Origin of the sequence: Rhizobium sp. BK060, assembly GCF_014193145.1 — a bacterium.
Classification (GTDB): domain Bacteria; phylum Pseudomonadota; class Alphaproteobacteria; order Rhizobiales; family Rhizobiaceae; genus Rhizobium.
On record NZ_JACHYW010000012.1, the window covers coordinates 87,625 to 104,246 of the forward strand.

Below are 16,622 nucleotides of genomic sequence, written 5' to 3' on the forward strand. Positions count from 1 at the left end.
TCCAAAAACTGATCGAAGATGTCACCCCTACAGTACGCCGCTCTCGTTTCTTTAGTTCGGATGAATTCGTAATGGGTGACATCGATGTCCGTTTTTATCTTTCTATTCTGCTACGGAGATTGCCGTTAATTCTGTTGTGCGTGACCGTGACGACAGCTATCGCTCTGGCTGCTGCCCTCCTGTTGCCGCGTAGCTATCAGTCTACAGCCAAGATCCTGGTCGAGGCGCCACAGATTCCCGTCAGTCTGGTGCGCTCGACAGTGCCGACAAGTTCGCTTGGCCAGCTGCAAATAATCCAGCAGCATCTAACGACACGGGACAATCTGGTTAGACTCGCGGCCAAACTCGACATCTATGCGGGCGAGAAGGAGAAACCTCCTGTCGAGTATTTGGTGAAGGATTTGCGGTCCCGGCTCATCTTTGAGGAAACCGAGCTCAGCAGCGGCGATGGCGCATCGGTATTCACAATTGGATTCGAGGCTGGCACGCCCGCCTTGGCGGCACGTGTCGCTAACGAACTTGCGACATCGATCCTGCACAGCAATCAGAAGCAAAGAACCGATAGAGCGGGGGACACGCTGGAGTTCTTCAACGACGAGGTGAAGAGGCTTGACGACGACCTCAGTCGCATTGAAGCTGACCTATTGAAATTCAAGAACGAAAACAGGGATACGCTGCCTGAGAGCCTGGAGTTTCGCCGCACCCAGCAGAGCACCTTGCAAGAGCGCCTGATATCGCTTGAGCGTGAGGAATCGGATCTTCGCACGAGACGCAGTCTTTTGGTCGAGACCTATATGGTGACCGGCAAATATCCGACAGGCGAGCCGCTGACTGCCGAACAGCAGATGCTTTTGGATCTCAACAAAGCGCTTGCCGATCAGCTCTCGGTCTTTGCCGAAACGAGCCCCAACATTATCGCGCTGAGAGCACGCATTGCCGCCCTACGCGCAAAGGTCGTTCCCAAAAAGCAAGAGGGCGCCGATACCAAAGCGCAGTCCGGTCTTGACCTTCAGCTCTCCGACGTGGACAGGCGGATAGATGCAATCGAGAAGGAGCGGGTGCAGATAACCGAGAAGATCGCTTCTCTCACGCAATCCATAAGCGCCACGCCAGCCACCGACATCCGCCTGAACGCGCTTGAACGCACGCTCTCAAACACGCAAACGCAATACAATACGGCGATTGCCAAACGCGCGGAAGCCTCATTGGGCCAGCAGATAGAGGCGCGCTCGGATGGTGGCCGATTCTCGCTATTGGAAGCGGCCACCGAGCCGCAATCACCGTTGCGATCGCGCCGGCGTCTTATCGTCCTTGCTGGCTTATTGGCCGGCATTGCGCTCAGTTTTGCGATCATCGCATTGCTTGAAATGCTGAACAGGACGATCCGCCGGCCGGTCGAATTGGTCCAGATGCTCCAGGCACAACCACTGGCGGTGATCCCGTTCATCAACACCCCCTACGAAACGCGAACGCCGCCATTGAAGAGGAAGCTCAATAGCGTCACGCGGATGTTCAGCTACCATTGACGTTGAATTTGGGAAGAGGTTCCGCATTCCCAGACTGCTGGCCAAAGTGGTGAACCTAAATAGCGTCAGGCTTCGACGCAGTGATTGAGGACATGTAATGGAATTTGTTGGCAGATCGTCGCGTAATAGAGGGGTTGCCGAGATGGACGATCGGAGTCCGGCGTTGCCGGAACCGCTTGAAATTGTGAGAGGGGCGTGGGAGGGACTGCCCCCACTTGTCATCGACCACGATGCAGCCGCCAACAATCGCGTTATCACGTTGGACCGGTTGTCCCCGGCCCACGGCGCCTTTGACATGATGCGGACGAAACTGCTCCGTCTCCTCAGGGAGAATAACTGGACCTCGGTCGCCATCACGTCGCCTACCCCGGCATGCGGGAAGACGTGCATTGCGCTCAATCTCGCATTCAGTCTGGCCAATCAGAGGGATTGTCGAACTGTCCTTGTCGATCTCGATTTACGGCGCCCGCAGATCGGCAAGACCCTTGCCATTAAGAATCCAGGCTCTATCGAGAGTTTCCTGAAGGGCGACGCTGGCTTACGCGAAACCTTTTTCCGATACGGCGACAACCTCGCGATTGGGCCAAACCGGCAGGCGGTACAGTATTCGGCGGAACTCCTTCAAAGTGCCGCGGCAGCTCAATCGCTACGAGAGATGCGTCAGGAGATAAAGCCGGACGTCATCCTCTATGACTTGCCGCCAATGCTATCGACCGACGATGTGCTCGCCTTCCTGCCGAATGTGGACGGCGTCGTCCTCGTTGCCGCTTCCGACCAGAGCACAGTCAGCGAAGTGGATATTTGCGAGCAGAGCCTGCGCGAAAAAACGAACGTGCTAGGTGTTGTCCTCAACAAGAGCCAGTACAGTCAGGAACAATATGGCTATTAGGAAAAGAGGCCGCCCCGGACAGTCCTTCTTGGCATTCAACCCTGGCTCGAGGCCTCGCGCTTTCCTCAGGCACTCTCGAACTGATTGCAAGGCGGCTCGGTTAGATCATTTGCTGCGAGTTCTTTGAGCTTTGCCGCAATTTCAGTCAGTCCACGCTCTTCAGCATAGTGCATCAGGCCACCGCGCCAGCGCGGGAATCCATATCCATGGATTTCCACGAGGTCGATGTCGGAGGCCCTGAGCGCGACCTTTTCATGCAGGATCTTCGCGGCCTCGTTGATCATTGGAAGGACAATGCAATCAATGATGTCGGCTTCATCCCACTGCCGTTGGGATATTCCTTTGGCTTCCCCCGCAATGATATCAGCGACGATATCAGAGGGTTGCGGAGTACGGTCGCCCTTGGCGTAGTCGTACCATCCACCACCACTTTTCTGCCCAAAGCGCTCCAACGCACAAAGCCGTTCGGCGATCGGCGCAAAGGGCGTTTCGCCACGGGCGCGCGCCGCCCGGCGCTGGAAAGCGGCGATGTCGAGACCGCCGAGGTCCTGAGCCTCGAAGGGACCCATGGACAGGCCGAAGTTGCGCATCGCCGCATCGACCGCCTTTGGTGTCGCACCTGATAGCAGCAGGCGTTCGGCTTGGGCGCGGGTGATTTTCAGGATCCGGTTGCCGATGAAGCCATCGCAAATGCCGGCGCGCACGGGAATCTTCTTCAGCATGCGGGCGAGCGCGAAACCCGTCGCGAGTGTCGCCGGCGTCGTATGAGCGGTCGGCACGATCTCAAGCAGTTTCATGACATGGGCCGGGCTGAAGAAGTGCAACCCGAAAAAGCGCTCCGGGTGTTTGATGCCGGCCGCTATCTGCTCGGGGTCAAGGTAGGAGGTGTTCGTGGCAAGCACGGCATCGGGACGGCAGACAGTGGAAAGCTTGCCGAAGACCTCGCGCTTCACGTCGAGATCTTCAAAGACCGCCTCAATGACGACGTCGACCCGAGCAAGAAGCTCGTAGTTGGTCGTGCCGATTACACCGGACAGTCGCTCGGCCGCCGTTTCAGAGGTGATCCTGCCGCGCTTGACCGAGTTTTCAAAAATCGAACGCAGGTTCGATAGTCCCCGCTCGACTGCCGCCTCGTCGCGTTCCACGAGAGTGACCGGAAGGCCTGCATCGCGAAGGGCTGCCACAATCCCTGCTCCCATGGTGCCGCCGCCGATGACGGCGGCAGAACGGATCGAGCGGGTCTCGACGCCGGCAAGCTCAGGGGGCCGTGGCGCGCTACGCTCTGCGAAGAAAACGTGGCGCAAGGCGGCAGCCTGGGACGAGCCGCGCAATTCGAGAAATGTCTGGCGCTCGAAGGCCATTGCAGTGTCGAAATCTGCTTCGACCGCCTTGCGCACGCAGGCAAGCGCGCGGAGCGGCGCGTCTTCGCGCTTGGCGCGATCGGCAACGGCCCTAGACGTTGTTTCCCAGAAAGTCGCGTCCACTGCGGGCACGCTTCTTTCGCTGAGTGGAAGCGGAAGAGATTGATCTACGGCCGCCCGTGCAAAGTCGATCGCTCCCCGTTCCAGATCACCCTCGACGATAGCGTCGATCAGCCCTTGCGATCGAGCCTTCGGCGCCGCCAGCGGGGCACCAGATGTAACCATGTCCGCAGCGAGCGCCGGTCCGATCAGTCGTGGCAGGCGCACGGTCCCTCCGGCCCCTGGAACGATGCCTAGCCGGACCTCGGGCAAGCCGACGCTCGCCGAGCGTACGGCAATGCGGAAACGGCAGCCGAGCGCCACTTCGCAACCCCCTCCGAGCGCACTGCCATGAATTGCCGCTATCCATGGTTTGGTCGCCGTCTCGATACGAGCGACGAGATCGGGAAGGTGAGGGGGCATCGGCGGCTTGCCGAGTTCGTTGACATCGGCACCGGCGATGAATGTCCGCCCTTGGCAGATCAGGACCACGGCGCGCACCGAGGGGTCGGCGTCCAGCGTTTCCGCCGCATTCCACAGCTCCTGGCGCAAGCCCTGCGAGAGCGCGTTGACGGGCGGGTTGTCAATGGTGACGACGGCGACGTCGCCGGTGCGTTCGATGGTCACGGTCATGATGTCATAGTCCCAGGTAGGCTTCGCGAATACGTTCGTCGGCAATCAGCTCCGGCGCTGGTCCCGACATTGTAATGCGGCCGGTCTCCATCACGTAGCCACGGTCGGCGATGGAGAGTGCGCCGAAGGCGTTCTGTTCGACCAGCAGCACGGTGACATTGAGCGCGCGTAAGCCCTTCACCACCTCGAAGATCTGCGCGACGAGGATCGGAGCCAGCCCCATGCTCGGCTCGTCAAGCAGCAGGCAGGAGGGACGGGCCATAAGGGCGCGGGTGATGGCAAGCATCTGCTGCTGACCGCCAGAGAGGCCGCCGGCCGCCAGATTGCGCTTCTCGCGCAGGATTGGGAACATGGCGAATGCGTCCTCCATGTCCCGTTCGACCTTGTCATCCGAATAGAGGAAAGCGCCCAGACGCAGGTTTTCCTCGACAGAAAGATTTGTGAAGATCTGCCTGCCCTCCGGCGATTGCGAGAGACCGCGTGCTGCGCGACGGTAAGCCGGAACGGCGTTCAGGGCCTCGCCACGAAACACGATGGTGCCAGCTGAAACCGGCTGTATGCCGGATAGGCATCGCAGGAGCGTCGTCTTGCCCGCCCCGTTCGCGCCCACCACCGTGACGATTTCACCGGAGCCCACCTCAAGGTCGATGCCGTGCAGCACCTCGATGCGGCCGTAACGAGAGCGTAGTCCCTCAACAGTCAACATTGGCCGCCTCCACACCCTGTGCACCGAGATAGGCTTCGACGACCCGCGGATTGCGCGCCACGGTCGACGGTTCTCCCTCGGCGATCTTTTCGCCGTGATCGAGGACCACGATATGGTTCGATATTCGCATGACCATCTTCATGTCGTGCTCGACCAGCAGAATGGAAACGCCCGCAGCGGCGATCTCGGCGATCAGGTGATCGATCTCCTCTGTCTCAACGGCATTGCAGCCTGCGGCAGGTTCATCGAGAAGCAGGACACGCGGCTGCAAGGCGAGCGCGCGGGCGATTTCCAGGCGCTTCAGCGCACCATAAGACAGCGATCCGGCCGTTCTTTCCGCCGCCTGGGCAAGGCCCACCCGTTCCAGTAATGTGTAGGCGCCAGCCTCCGAAGTACGGCTTCGGCGGCGCGACGCCGGTAGCGCCAAAAGATCGGCCAGGACGGATCCCCGCTCATGCAGGTGATGGCCCACGGTGACATTTTCGAGGACGGTCATCGTCTGGAATATCTGCAGGTTCTGAAAGGTGCGCGACAGGCCGCGCTCGGCCAAAAGATGCGGGCCGAGGCCGGTGACCTCTTCCCCGGCGAGCAATATTCGCCCGCGCCCGGGCAGGTAGACGCCTGAGATCATGTTAAAGAGCGTCGTCTTACCCGCGCCATTCGGCCCGATCACCGAAACGATTTCGCCCGCCTTCAGGGAAAAGCTCACATCGTTGACGGCACGCAGACCGCCAAAGTCGATCCCTAGGCTCTCGACTTGAAGCAGGCTCATTCTCCCCTCCCTCTGATCAGGCGCGCAAGGCTCGGCAGCAAGCCGTCGCGCATGAAGATCATGACAAGCATCATGATGAGGCCGAGTACCAGCTGTTCGTATTCCTGGAACACGGTCAGAACCTGCGGCAACGTCGTCAGGATCGCGGCGCCGAGGATCGCGCCGGCGACCGAACCCGCACCGCCCAGAACCGCCATGGTCACCAGCTCGATCGAGTGCATGTAGCCGGCCACGTCGGGCGTGATGAACTTGTTCTGCAGAGCCAGTAGCGATCCTGCGACCGACGCGTAGACGGCGGAGATCACGAATGCCCGCAGCTTGTAGTTGGCGACATCGACGCCCACGGTCCGAGCCGCGATCTCCGAGCCGTGCAGCGCGCGTAGCGCCCGCCCGGTGGGGCTGTGAAAGAGGTTGAGCGCAAGCCAGGCGCCGATCAGCATGATGAGCCCGGTAAATGCGTACCAGAAGACGGGGTTCGACATGTCGAGGCCGAGCGATTTCAGCAGCGCCCGAAGTCCGAGATCTGCGACAGCGATGCCGTCGGGCCCGCCGGTCCAGGCGGCCTCGTTGGCAAGGACCATGGCGACCAGCGCTCCAAGCCCCAGGCTTGCGACAGCGAGATAATATCCCTTGAGCCTCAGGATCGGTCGGCCGACCAGCCAGGCGACGAGGGCGCAGAGCACGGCGCCAAGGATAGCGGCCAGAGCGGGATGCAGGCCGAGATGGAGCGGCGCAAGCGCGCAGCTATAGCCGCCGATGCCGACGAAGCCGGCATGGCCGAGGCTGATCTGGCCGGCATATCCGGTGAGGATGACGAGGCCCGTGACCGCAAGTCCGTTGACAAAGATCAGCGAGCCGACGCGGAAATAGTAGGACGAGGGAAACAGGAAGGGCAGCGCAATGATGAGGAGCGCAAGCACCAGTAAGGTGGTGGCTTTCGAGGAGAGTTTCATCGTCATACCCGATCCGTGACTTTGCGGCCAAAAATGCCCTGCGGCATGGCGAAGAGGACCGCGAGGATGACGATGAAGGCGGCAGCGTCCTTGTACTGTGAGCTGATGTAGCCGGCCGTCATTGCTTCGAGCATGCCGAGCAGAAGGCCGCCCACCAGCGCTCCCTTGGGATTGCCCATGCCGCCCAGCATGGCGGCGGCAAATCCCTTCAACGCGAGCGAGATGCCGACGTCATAGCTGGTCAGCGTGATCGGCGTCACGAGAACCCCCGCCAGCGCGCCGATCGCCGCCGAAAGCGCGAAGCTCAACGTCATAATGTAGCGGGTGTTGATGCCGACCAGCTGCGCGGCGATGCGATTGTTGGCGCTCGCCAGCACCGCGCGCCCGGTCAGCGTCTTGGTAAAAAACAGCCAAAGGCCAATGAAGACTGCCAACGCGCCAGCAACGACCCACAGGCTTTGCGGCAAAATGGTCGCTCCGGCGATCGCGATCGGCGTATCACCTGAAAAGGCGGGAAAGCGATGCAGTTGCTTGTCGAAGGTGATCTGCGTCAGCCCGCGGATGAAGATCGATGCGCCGATCGTGATGATGATCAGGGACACGACGGGAGCCCCTCGCGCAGGCTCGATGGCGAGCTTGTTGAGCGCGACTCCGATTGCCGCTGTGACGAGGATTGCGAGGATCGCCGCCAGGGGCAGAGGAATGCCCGCCTGATAGGAAAAGACGGTGATCATGCCGCCAAGCATGACGAACTCGCCCTGAGCGAAATTCACGACATCGGATGCGTTGTAGATGATGGTGAAGCCGAGCGCGACCAGCGCGTAGACCGCGCCGACCGTCACCCCGGACAGCAAAAATTGCATGAACTCGGCCATGGGTCCCTCCGTTTGCGCTGCCCGAGGTCGGGAGAGCTGGTCCCTCCCAACGGAAGCGGCTTCGCGCTCAGTCGACGATCTTCCAACCACCGTCTCGGATCTCGAGCATACGGAAGGCGGTGAGATCGAGGCCGAGATGGTCGTCCTTTGCCATGGTGACGGTGCCGGTCGTTCCGACGACGCCCTTCGTCCCTTCGATGGCTTCGCGGATAGCGGCCGGATCGGCCTTGCCGGCGCGGTTGATCGCGTCGACCAGAATCCGCAGTGCATCATGGGCATAGCCCCCGAAGGTCGATACCGGCTTGCCGGTCGCTGCTTCGTAGCTCTTCTTGTAGGCAGCAACGACGGCGCGCTGCGGATCATTTTCGGGCAACAGGTCGGCCACTAAAAGAGCCGTGCCAGGCAGCCGAATACCTTCGGCAGCACTTGCACCAGCAAGATCGATGAAGCCGTTCGAGGCAACGCCGTGCGACTGATAGAGCGGCAGGCCGACCGCGAGCTGTGCGTAGTTTCGCGTGACGATCGCAGGCCCCTGGCCAAAGCCCGGGTTGAGGATCGCCTGGACGCCAGCCGTGTTCTTGATGTTGGTAAGCTGCGGGGTCATGTCCGCATCGCTCGGTCCATAGGTTTCGTCAGCGACCACCTCAATGCCGTACTCGCCGATGATTGCCATGCACTGCTTGCGCATCGAGGCGCCAAAGCCGTCGGAACCGGAAATCATGCCGATCTTCGTGAAGCCCTGCTTCTTCATGTCATCGAAGATCTTTGCGCATGCCATGCGATCGGTATGCGGTGTCTTGAAGGTATAGGGCTTCACCGGGTCGACAATTTCGATTGCGCCGGCAAGCGAGATGAAGGGGATCTCGGCATCTTCGACGACCGGAATGATCGCCATCGAGGTGCCGGTGGTGGTGCCGCCGATCACGGCAGTTACTTCGTCGTCCTCGACCAGTCGCGTTGCGAAGGTGCGTGCCTTGTTCGGGTCGCCACCATCGTCGTAGATGACGAGTTCGAGTTTCTCGCCAAGAACGCCGCCGGCGGCATTGATCTCGTCGATCAGAAGCTTCAGCGTCTTTGCTTCCGGATCGCCGAGGAACGAGGCGGGACCGGTTTCCGAGACGCTTGCGCCGATACGGATATCGGCAAGGGCGGGGCCGGCCAGACCGAGGGCAAACGCCAGCGTGCCCGCCAGCGCGGTCGTTATCGCAAATTTCATGTCAGTCTCCTCCCAAGAGAACAAAGGTTAAATCAAAGCCCGTCACGCCGTCTTCGGGCGGCGCCACATGACGGTGCAAAATCGGTTGGCCACGAAGGCCGCATCGGTCAGGCTGGCATTGCCGGCCGGGTTGGCGCCGGTGACGTGGAAATCGCTGAAGGCGGCGCTCTGGTTCACGTAAATGCTGCCGGTGAGGTTGACCGAGAGGTTGACGCCAGCGGCGGCAAAGGCATCGACAGCCATGTGGATACGGCTGTCGTCGGTGTCGTAAAGCCCTGCGGTAATTGCACCCTTGCGACGAGCAAGCGAGGTCGCCTGCGCAATACCGTCGGTCGCATCGGTGACGGCGACGATGAAGACGATCGGACCGAAGAGCTCTTGGGCATGCGCATTCGTTTCGTTGCCATCGACGGCAAGGATGAGGGGGGTCGCGGTGCGCGCATCACCTGACCCGATCCGGGCAGAGTCGCGAATGATTTTTCCAAGGCTGCGTGCGGCTTCGACACGCTGAACGGTCGCGGGGTTGGCGATCGCTCCACAGACGCCGGCGGCACGCACGGGCTCGGCAAGCAGATCGTCGATCGCCGCGGCAATGCCGGCTGCCACCTCGTCAAAACTCTTGTGACCCTCATTCGTCTGGATGCCGGTCCTGGCGACGTAGATGTTCTGTGGAGCGGTACACATCTGGCCGCTGTAAAGGGACAGGGAAAAGGCGATGTTGGCGCACATGCCGACAAAGTCGCCGGTGGCGGCGATGACGATCGAATTGACGCCGGCCTCTTCGGTATAGACCTGCGCCTCGCCAGCATGCTTGCGCACCCATTCGCCAAAACTGTTCGAGCCAGTGTAGTCGATGATCGACACCGCATCGCTCTTTACGAGATCGCCGGTGATTTCGGCTCCTGGCGCATCGGCCGCAAGGAGCGCGATATTGGCGTCAAATCCCTCCTCAACAAGCACCTCGCGAATGACTGCAACCGTGATCGCCAAGGGCAGGATTGCGCCCGGATGCGGTTTGACGATGACAGTGTTGCCGGTCGCAAGGCTGGCAAACAGGCCCGGATAGCTATTCCAGGTCGGAAAGGTCTGGCAGCCGATCACCAGTGAGACGCCGCGCGGTGCGATCCGCCAATGCTTTTCCAGTACAATCGGCTCGCCTTTGCCTTGCGGCTTGGTCCACAGGGCCTGTGTCGGGGTGCGGGTCATCTCCGCGTAGGCATAGGCAACAGCCTCAAGGCCGCGATCTTGCGCATGCGGTCCACCAGCCTGAAACGCCATGGCAAAGGCCTGTCCCGTCGTATGCATGACGGCATTGGCCATTTCGAAGCTGCGCCGATTGAGGCGGGCGAGAATTTCAAGGCAGATGCCGACACGTGTCTTCACAGAGGCGGTGGCCCATCCCGGTGCTGCAGACTGCGAGGCGGCAATCAGGGTGCCGGCATCGGCAGCCGGATAGGTGATATCGAGCGTTGGGCCGAACGGCGAAACTTCCGCGCCGACCTGTGCCGTCGCAGGATGACCGGACATGTCGAAGGGCTTGCCAAGCCGGGCGTTGTAGGATGCCAGACCATCGTCCTTGGCGGTTTCGCCATAGATCTTGCCACTCGGGATTTCCGGGTAGGCCGACCAATAGCCGCGTTCCTGCGCAGCCTTTAGGGCTGCGGTAAGTGTCGGCTGGTGGCGGTCAAAAAGGGCATCCATCACATGTTCCTTTCACGCTGTGGAATTATAATTGACCGGCCGGTCGGTTTATGCAAGAGTTTTTTCATGCACCGCCCGATCCTGGCGGAACTGGAGGAAACATGTCCGAATCCGACACCGTCCTATCGGCGTTTGCAGGTGGCGTCCTTACTTTGGCCCTCAACCGCCCCGACAAGCTCAATGCCTTCAACGAAGAGATGCATCTGGCGCTGCGCGCCGGCTTCGAACGCGCGCATCAGGATGCATCCGTGCGGGCTGTGCTTCTGACTGGCGCCGGTCGGGCTTTTTGTGCCGGGCAGGATCTCGGCGATCGCGATCCGCGCAATGGTGGGGCGGCCCCCGACCTTGGACGCACGATCGAGCTTTTCTACAACCCCCTGATCCGTCTGATCAGGACACTCGAAAAGCCGGTCATCTGCGCCGTGAACGGCGTTGCCGCAGGTGCCGGCGCCAATATCGCGCTTGCTTGCGACATCACATTGGCTGCGCGCTCGGCGCGTTTCATTCAAGCCTTCGCCAAGATCGGTCTGGTACCCGATTCCGGGGGCACCTGGAGCCTGCCACGCCTGCTTGGCGAGGCGCGCGCCAAGGCGCTGGCATTGACCGCCGAGCCGCTCGATGCGGAAACAGCGGCAAGCTGGGGCCTGATCTGGAAGGCGGTCGACGATGCTGAGCTTCTTGATGAAGCCAATGCTCTTGCCACCAGACTCGCAGCCGGACCGACAAAGGGCCTCGGCATGACCAAGCGCGCCATCCAGGCTGCGACGACCAATTCGTTGGATGAGCAACTGGAGCTTGAACGCGATCTGCAGCGCGAGGCTGGACGCAGCGCGGACTACGCCGAAGGCGTCTTAGCCTTCCTGGAAAAGCGCAAGCCGGAGTTCAAGGGACAATGACGGATAGGCTCGTTCTGACAGCGCAGGAGCTTGCCGATGCCTGCGCCGACGCAATGTGGCGCGAGGATAATGCGACGCGTCACCTCGGCATGACGATGGAACGCGTGGCGCCCGGGATGGCGGTGATATCGATGGCCATCAAGCCTGAGATGACCAACGGCCACGGGACCTGCCACGGCGGATACATCTTCACGCTGGCCGATTCCGCATTCGCCTTTGCTTGCAACACCTACAATCACCGGGCCGTCGCACAGCACTGTTCGGTCACCTATATCGCACCGGCCTTTGCCGGCGACTGCCTGACGGCAATCGCGCGGGAGGTCTCGCGGCGCGGTCGTGGCGGCATTTACGATATCAACGTGACCAATCAGAACGGCGAGCACATTGCCGAGTTCCGCGGCCACTCGCGCACCGTCAAGGGCACGCTTTTGCCGGAAGAGGCGTAAAGCCGCCGGTCATTCATCTCGGAGGAGACAGACATGGAAGACCTATCACCCCGCTGCGGGGATCTCGACGCGATCGAAACAGCATCGCGTGACGAGATTGCAGCACTTCAGCTTGACCGGATGAAATGGTCGCTTTGCCACGCCTACGAGAACTCACCCTTCTACCGTGCGCGATTTGACGAGGCAGGCGTCCATCCCTCGGATCTGAAATCGCTGGCCGATCTTGCAAAGTTCCCCTTCACGACCAAGAAGGACCTCCGCGATACCTATCCGTTCGGAATGTTTGCCGTCCCACGCGAAAAGCTGACCCGCATTCATGGTTCATCCGGCACCACCGGCAAGCCGACCGTCGTCGGCTATACGCAGAAGGATATCGATATCTGGGCGGATGTGGTGGCACGCTCCATTCGCGCCGCCGGCGGCCGCCGCGGCGATATGGTTCATGTCGCTTACGGCTATGGGCTCTTCACCGGCGGCCTGGGTGCCCACTACGGCGCCGAGCGGCTTGGCTGTACTGTCGTGCCGATGTCGGGTGGCATGACCGAGCGGCAGGTCACGCTGATGCAGGACTTCAAGCCACGCATCATCATGGTGACGCCCTCCTATATGCTCTCCATCCTCGACGAATTCCGCCGCCAGGGGATCGATCCGCGTGAAAGCTCGCTGGCCGTTGGGATCTTTGGCGCCGAGCCTTGGACAAACGCCATGCGCCAGGAGATCGAGCAGTCGTTCGACATGCATGCGGTCGATATTTACGGTCTTTCGGAAGTCATGGGGCCCGGCGTTGCCAGTGAGTGCGTCGAGACCAAGGATGGTCTGCACATCTGGGAAGATCACTTCTATCCGGAGATCGTTGACCCGGCGACGGGCGACGTTCTGCCTGATGGCGAAATGGGCGAACTCGTCTTCACGACGCTGACCAAGGAAGGCTTGCCGATCATTCGTTATCGCACCCGCGACCTGACGCGGCTCCTGCCTGGCACGGCGCGCTCCATGCGGCGCATCGAAAAGATCACCGGTCGATCGGACGACATGATGATCCTTCGCGGCGTCAACGTCTTCCCGACGCAGATCGAAGAGCAGATCCTGAAGTGTCGGGGGCTTGCCCCGCATTTCCAGATCGAGCTCAGCCGCACCGGCCGCATGGACGAGATGACGGTTCATGTCGAGTGTACGCCGGAGGCTGCCGACGAAATTGCACGTGCTTCCTCGGCAAAATCCCTTGCCCACTACATCAAGAGCGTCGTTGGTGTTACCACAAAGATCGAGATTCGCGACCCCGGTGGAGTCGCACGCTCCGAGGGCAAGGCGAAACGGGTCGTCGACAACAGACCGAAGGAATAAGGATGACGGCTTCCCGGCGTGATGACCATTCCGGTAGCACCCAACAAGAGCTGTCACGAGCTCGTCGCGTGGAGGGCGCGGAGGAAGAACAGGAACGCAGGACAACATGGCACGAACGCGCGCGATCGACTTTGAAGAGAAACAACGCAGCCTCTTGAGCAGCGCCGCCGCCGTCTTTGCCGAGATGGGGATGGAGAAAGCCTCCATGGCTCACATTGCCTCGCGCAGCAACGTTTCCAAAGCCCTGCTTTACCATTACTACCCGAGCAAGGACGCGTTGATTTTCGACATCATTCGCAACCATCTCGAGGAACTGGAAGCCGCCGTCGCCGCCGCAGACGAACCTGAGGCGACGCCTCAGGAGAGACTTCGGCTGCTGGTGCGGCAGGTGCTGGAAAATTATCGCGACGCGGACAACGAGCATAAAGTGCAGCTGAACGGCACGAGCGCGCTCTCAACTGAGCAGCTTGACGAACTGCGGGCAATCGAGCGCCGGATCGTCAAGCGCTTTTCCAACACAATCATCGAGATCAATCCGGATCTCAATGCAAACAAGCCGCTGCTGATGCCGGTGACAATGTCGCTCTTCGGGATGATGAACTGGGTCTATATGTGGTTCCGCCCGGGCGGTCCCGTCAGTCGTGACGAATATGCCGACATCGCCACCACCTTGATCCTCGAGGGCGTCAAGGCGGTGCGCTGAGCGCTGAAGCGCATGGCGATCGTTCAGATTCACTTGTTGCGCTTTGCAAACGGGGCTGAACCCAGACGGTTGATTATTTCGGTTTGGCCGGCATTAGATTACCGAGCTCCATCGGAAAGGGAAACAAGATCGTTGAGCTCTTTTCGCTGGCGATGATGTTCAAAGTGCTTAAATAGCGTAGTTGCATGGCCTCCGGCTGCCTGGCGAGTATTTCGGCCGCTTCGAGGAGCTTTGCGGCTGCCTGCTGTTCACCCTCGGCATTGATGACCTTTGCGCGGCGCTCGCGCTCGGCTTCCGCTTGGCGAGCAATCGCGCGGATCATCGATTCGTTGATGTCGACATGTTTGATCTCGACAGTGGCGACTTTGATGCCCCAGGCATCCGTCTGAGCGTCAAGGATTTCCTGAATGTCGGAGTTGAGCCTGTCACGTTCCGCCAGCATTTCATCGAGGTCGTGCTTGCCGAGTACCGAGCGCAATGTCGTCTGGGCAAGCTGGCTTGTCGCCATCATGAAGTCCTCGACCTGTATCGTCGACTTCTCGGGATCGATGACGCGGAAGTAGATCACTGCGCTGACGCGGACCGAGACGTTGTCATGAGAAATAACGTCCTGACTGGGGACATCGAGTACTCGCGTGCGCAAGTCGACCCGTATCATCTGCTGGACGTAGGGGATGAGGAATATCAAGCCGGGTCCCTTAACGCCGGTAAAGCGGCCAAGCGTGAAAACGACGCCGCGTTCGTATTCCCGCAGGATCTTGACCGCGGATGCGACGATGATGAGCAAGATAAGGATCGCCACGAGATAAAAGGCGAGATTTACAAACATACCCATGACGTCTTCTCCTGCTTTCTGAAGGCGGCTAAGTCTCGTTGGGGCGCCTCTCGACCTTAAGCGTCAGCCCGTTGCGGGCGATCACGCTGACGGCGTCGCCAGCGGTAAGCGTCTCGGTGGAAATCGCTTTCCAGCGCTCGCCATGCGCGATGACGTAACCCGTGGCCCCACCCCAGCTCTCAACCTGGCCCGAAATCCCGATCATCTGCTCCGCACCAGTAGCGACTACGCGCCACCGCGAGGTAAATGCGAGGCGAGCAACGAGAAGGCTGAAAGCGAGGCATGCAAGAGCGATTGCGCCCAGTACCGGGCGCGAAACCTCCAGGCCTGGCATATCCGTATCAAACAGAATGGTTGCGCCCAGGATCACGGCTACCCCGCCACCGACGCCCAAGGCGCCGAAGCTTGGCGAATGTATCTCAGCCACTGTCAATCCGACGCCGAGGAAAATGAGCCCAATGCCGGCAAAACTCACCGGGAGTAATGCCAAGGCATAGAGACCAAGAAGGAGGCAGATGCCGCCGATCGTGCCCGGAAGCATTGTCCCGGGGGCAAGAAATTCAAAGATCAGGCCATAGATACCGACCATCATCAGGATGATCGCGATGTTCGGATCGGTAATCACGGAAAGCAGGCGTGTGCGCCAGTCCGGCTCGAATTCCTGCACGGCTAAACCGGCGGTATCGAGGCGGACATCCGTTTGACCGACCCGCACCATGCGCGCCTGTGTCTGCGCAAGGAGATCGTTGACATCAACTGCCGTGAAATCAATGACATGTTCGCGCACGGCAGCCGTCGATGAAAGGCTTGCGGCTTCCCGCACAGCCCGCTCTGCCCATTCGGCGTTGCGATTGCGCAATTCCGCAAGCCCGCGAATGTACGCCACCGCGTCGTTAACGAGTTTTTTGTCGCTGGCGCTGCCTGGAGCCTCGGCCTGCTTGTCATTTTGCTTGCTCGGTTCTTGTCCGGGTTTCGTATCGCCGCCAAAAGGGTTTGCGCCGAGCGCGATCGGTGTCGCTGCTCCTAGGTTGGTGCCTGGCGCCATCGCCGCAATGTGGCTTGCGTAGAGAATATAGGTGCCGGCGCTGGCAGCCCGTGCCCCGCTCGGTGCGACGAAGCCCGCGACAGGCACGGGCGAGGCAAGGATGGCGCGAATGATTTTCCGCATCGAGGTGTCAAGGCCGCCGGGCGTGTCCATCTGCAGGATGATCAAGCCCGCTCCATGTTCGCCAGCACGCTGAAGGCCTCGTATCACATAATCTGCTGTTGCGGGCCCGATGGCGCCGTTCACCTTCAGGACGACCGCAGCGCGATTGGATTGCGACGACGCCGATAGCGCGAAGATGCCCAGAGTTGGTAGCAGCGAGAACAACAAGATCAGGATTGGCGGCAGCCACCGCCAACGCTTTAAGTTCAGCGCTACGACCTGCGGAACGCGCATGATTTCTAATATATGTCAGAAATCACAAAGAGAAAGGAAAGCATCGCAGGGACGTCCAGAGACGAACGCAAAGCTCAAGCTTTCGCTCGAACGCTTAGCTTGCGAGGATGCGACGTCTCGATCCTCGGACGGGCTGCAAAGCGCAATGGCGATTGTTGCCGCAACCCCTTCCTCAGAAAGCTTCGGAGGTCGGAAAACTGACCCCAGAACTGCGATGACCACCAGG

The 16,622-nt window shown here is 60.4% G+C and carries 15 protein-coding genes; 6 read left to right on the forward strand and 9 right to left on the reverse strand.

Annotated elements, in window-relative coordinates:
* The first annotated feature begins 71 nt into the window (after positions 1-71).
* Both FHT71_RS15095 and FHT71_RS15100 read left to right on the forward strand, forming a co-directional pair.
* The gene (locus FHT71_RS15095) at positions 72-1,526 is read left to right on the forward strand and encodes a Wzz/FepE/Etk N-terminal domain-containing protein (protein ID WP_183720657.1); all 1,455 of its coding nucleotides are present in this window, start codon (positions 72-74) and stop codon (positions 1,524-1,526) included.
* Positions 1,527-1,668: 142 nt separating this feature from the next.
* Complete coding sequence (locus FHT71_RS15100) at positions 1,669-2,415, forward strand: CpsD/CapB family tyrosine-protein kinase (protein ID WP_007799935.1); 747 nt, start codon at positions 1,669-1,671, stop codon at positions 2,413-2,415.
* Positions 2,416-2,480: 65 nt separating this feature from the next.
* Here FHT71_RS15100 and FHT71_RS15105 read toward each other — a convergent pair whose 3' ends face one another.
* From FHT71_RS15105 to paaN, 7 genes are all read right to left on the reverse strand, one after another.
* Positions 2,481-4,508, reverse strand: coding sequence for a 3-hydroxyacyl-CoA dehydrogenase NAD-binding domain-containing protein (locus tag FHT71_RS15105; RefSeq protein ID WP_183720660.1), 2,028 nt, complete (start codon positions 4,506-4,508; stop codon positions 2,481-2,483).
* 4 nt (positions 4,509-4,512) lie between these two features.
* On the reverse strand, positions 4,513-5,214 hold the full coding sequence (locus tag FHT71_RS15110) for an ABC transporter ATP-binding protein (protein ID WP_007799939.1): 702 nt from the start codon (positions 5,212-5,214) through the stop codon (positions 4,513-4,515).
* On the reverse strand, positions 5,201-5,986 hold the full coding sequence (locus FHT71_RS15115; protein WP_132590241.1) for an ABC transporter ATP-binding protein: 786 nt from the start codon (positions 5,984-5,986) through the stop codon (positions 5,201-5,203). Before FHT71_RS15115 ends, FHT71_RS15110 begins: the two co-directional genes overlap by 14 nt.
* Positions 5,983-6,945 carry a branched-chain amino acid ABC transporter permease gene (locus tag FHT71_RS15120; RefSeq protein WP_132590239.1) on the reverse strand — a complete coding sequence of 321 codons (963 nt, stop codon included), beginning with the start codon at positions 6,943-6,945 and terminating at the stop codon, positions 5,983-5,985. Before FHT71_RS15120 ends, FHT71_RS15115 begins: the two co-directional genes overlap by 4 nt.
* Positions 6,942-7,814 (reverse strand): branched-chain amino acid ABC transporter permease, encoded by an 873-nt coding sequence (locus FHT71_RS15125; protein WP_132590237.1) that lies wholly within the window; start codon positions 7,812-7,814, stop codon positions 6,942-6,944. The genes FHT71_RS15120 and FHT71_RS15125 overlap by 4 nt, the downstream gene beginning before the upstream one ends.
* A 67-nt stretch (positions 7,815-7,881) precedes the next feature.
* The gene (locus FHT71_RS15130) at positions 7,882-9,030 is read right to left on the reverse strand and encodes an ABC transporter substrate-binding protein (RefSeq protein ID WP_183720663.1); all 1,149 of its coding nucleotides are present in this window, start codon (positions 9,028-9,030) and stop codon (positions 7,882-7,884) included.
* Positions 9,031-9,072: 42 nt separating this feature from the next.
* The gene (gene paaN, locus FHT71_RS15135; RefSeq protein ID WP_183720666.1) at positions 9,073-10,731 is read right to left on the reverse strand and encodes a phenylacetic acid degradation protein PaaN; all 1,659 of its coding nucleotides are present in this window, start codon (positions 10,729-10,731) and stop codon (positions 9,073-9,075) included.
* Between the two features lie 101 nt (positions 10,732-10,832).
* Here paaN and paaG point away from each other — a divergent pair, with 101 nt between their 5' ends.
* From paaG to FHT71_RS15155, 4 genes are all read left to right on the forward strand, one after another.
* Positions 10,833-11,627, forward strand: coding sequence for a 2-(1,2-epoxy-1,2-dihydrophenyl)acetyl-CoA isomerase PaaG (gene paaG / locus FHT71_RS15140; RefSeq protein WP_183720669.1), 795 nt, complete (start codon positions 10,833-10,835; stop codon positions 11,625-11,627).
* On the forward strand, positions 11,624-12,073 hold the full coding sequence (gene paaI, locus FHT71_RS15145) for a hydroxyphenylacetyl-CoA thioesterase PaaI (RefSeq protein WP_183720672.1): 450 nt from the start codon (positions 11,624-11,626) through the stop codon (positions 12,071-12,073). The genes paaG and paaI overlap by 4 nt, the downstream gene beginning before the upstream one ends.
* 33 nt (positions 12,074-12,106) lie before the next feature.
* Entirely contained in the window at positions 12,107-13,417 is a 1,311-nt protein-coding gene (gene paaK / locus FHT71_RS15150; RefSeq protein WP_132590228.1) for a phenylacetate--CoA ligase PaaK, read from the forward strand.
* 106 nt (positions 13,418-13,523) lie between these two features.
* The gene (locus FHT71_RS15155; protein ID WP_132590226.1) at positions 13,524-14,120 is read left to right on the forward strand and encodes a TetR/AcrR family transcriptional regulator; all 597 of its coding nucleotides are present in this window, start codon (positions 13,524-13,526) and stop codon (positions 14,118-14,120) included.
* Positions 14,121-14,193: 73 nt separating this feature from the next.
* Here FHT71_RS15155 and FHT71_RS15160 read toward each other — a convergent pair whose 3' ends face one another.
* Both FHT71_RS15160 and FHT71_RS15165 read right to left on the reverse strand, forming a co-directional pair.
* On the reverse strand, positions 14,194-14,955 hold the full coding sequence (locus FHT71_RS15160) for a slipin family protein (protein WP_132590224.1): 762 nt from the start codon (positions 14,953-14,955) through the stop codon (positions 14,194-14,196).
* Between the two features lie 28 nt (positions 14,956-14,983).
* A complete protein-coding gene (locus FHT71_RS15165; RefSeq protein ID WP_183720675.1) occupies positions 14,984-16,396 on the reverse strand; it encodes a nodulation protein NfeD in 1,413 nt (470 codons plus the stop codon).
* Between the last annotated feature and the right edge of the window lie 226 nt (positions 16,397-16,622).

Bases quoted from the DNA above. Each gene is read 5' to 3' on its own strand.
- FHT71_RS15125 (WP_132590237.1), bottom strand. From the start codon at position 7,814: ATGGCCGAGTTCATGCAATTTTTGCTGTCCGGGGTGACGGTCGGCGCG.
- paaN (WP_183720666.1), bottom strand. From the start codon at position 10,731: ATGGATGCCCTTTTTGACCGCCACCAGCCGACACTTACCGCAGCCCTA.
- FHT71_RS15095 (WP_183720657.1), top strand. From the start codon at position 72: ATGGGTGACATCGATGTCCGTTTTTATCTTTCTATTCTGCTACGGAGA.
- FHT71_RS15105 (WP_183720660.1), bottom strand. From the start codon at position 4,508: ATGACCGTGACCATCGAACGCACCGGCGACGTCGCCGTCGTCACCATT.
- paaI (WP_183720672.1), top strand. From the start codon at position 11,624: ATGACGGATAGGCTCGTTCTGACAGCGCAGGAGCTTGCCGATGCCTGC.
- FHT71_RS15115 (WP_132590241.1), bottom strand. From the start codon at position 5,986: ATGAGCCTGCTTCAAGTCGAGAGCCTAGGGATCGACTTTGGCGGTCTG.
- FHT71_RS15120 (WP_132590239.1), bottom strand. From the start codon at position 6,945: ATGACGATGAAACTCTCCTCGAAAGCCACCACCTTACTGGTGCTTGCG.
- FHT71_RS15100 (WP_007799935.1), top strand. From the start codon at position 1,669: ATGGACGATCGGAGTCCGGCGTTGCCGGAACCGCTTGAAATTGTGAGA.
- paaK (WP_132590228.1), top strand. From the start codon at position 12,107: ATGGAAGACCTATCACCCCGCTGCGGGGATCTCGACGCGATCGAAACA.
- FHT71_RS15130 (WP_183720663.1), bottom strand. From the start codon at position 9,030: ATGAAATTTGCGATAACGACCGCGCTGGCGGGCACGCTGGCGTTTGCC.
- FHT71_RS15160 (WP_132590224.1), bottom strand. From the start codon at position 14,955: ATGGGTATGTTTGTAAATCTCGCCTTTTATCTCGTGGCGATCCTTATC.
- FHT71_RS15165 (WP_183720675.1), bottom strand. From the start codon at position 16,396: ATGCGCGTTCCGCAGGTCGTAGCGCTGAACTTAAAGCGTTGGCGGTGG.
- FHT71_RS15110 (WP_007799939.1), bottom strand. From the start codon at position 5,214: ATGTTGACTGTTGAGGGACTACGCTCTCGTTACGGCCGCATCGAGGTG.
- paaG (WP_183720669.1), top strand. From the start codon at position 10,833: ATGTCCGAATCCGACACCGTCCTATCGGCGTTTGCAGGTGGCGTCCTT.
- FHT71_RS15155 (WP_132590226.1), top strand. From the start codon at position 13,524: ATGGCACGAACGCGCGCGATCGACTTTGAAGAGAAACAACGCAGCCTC.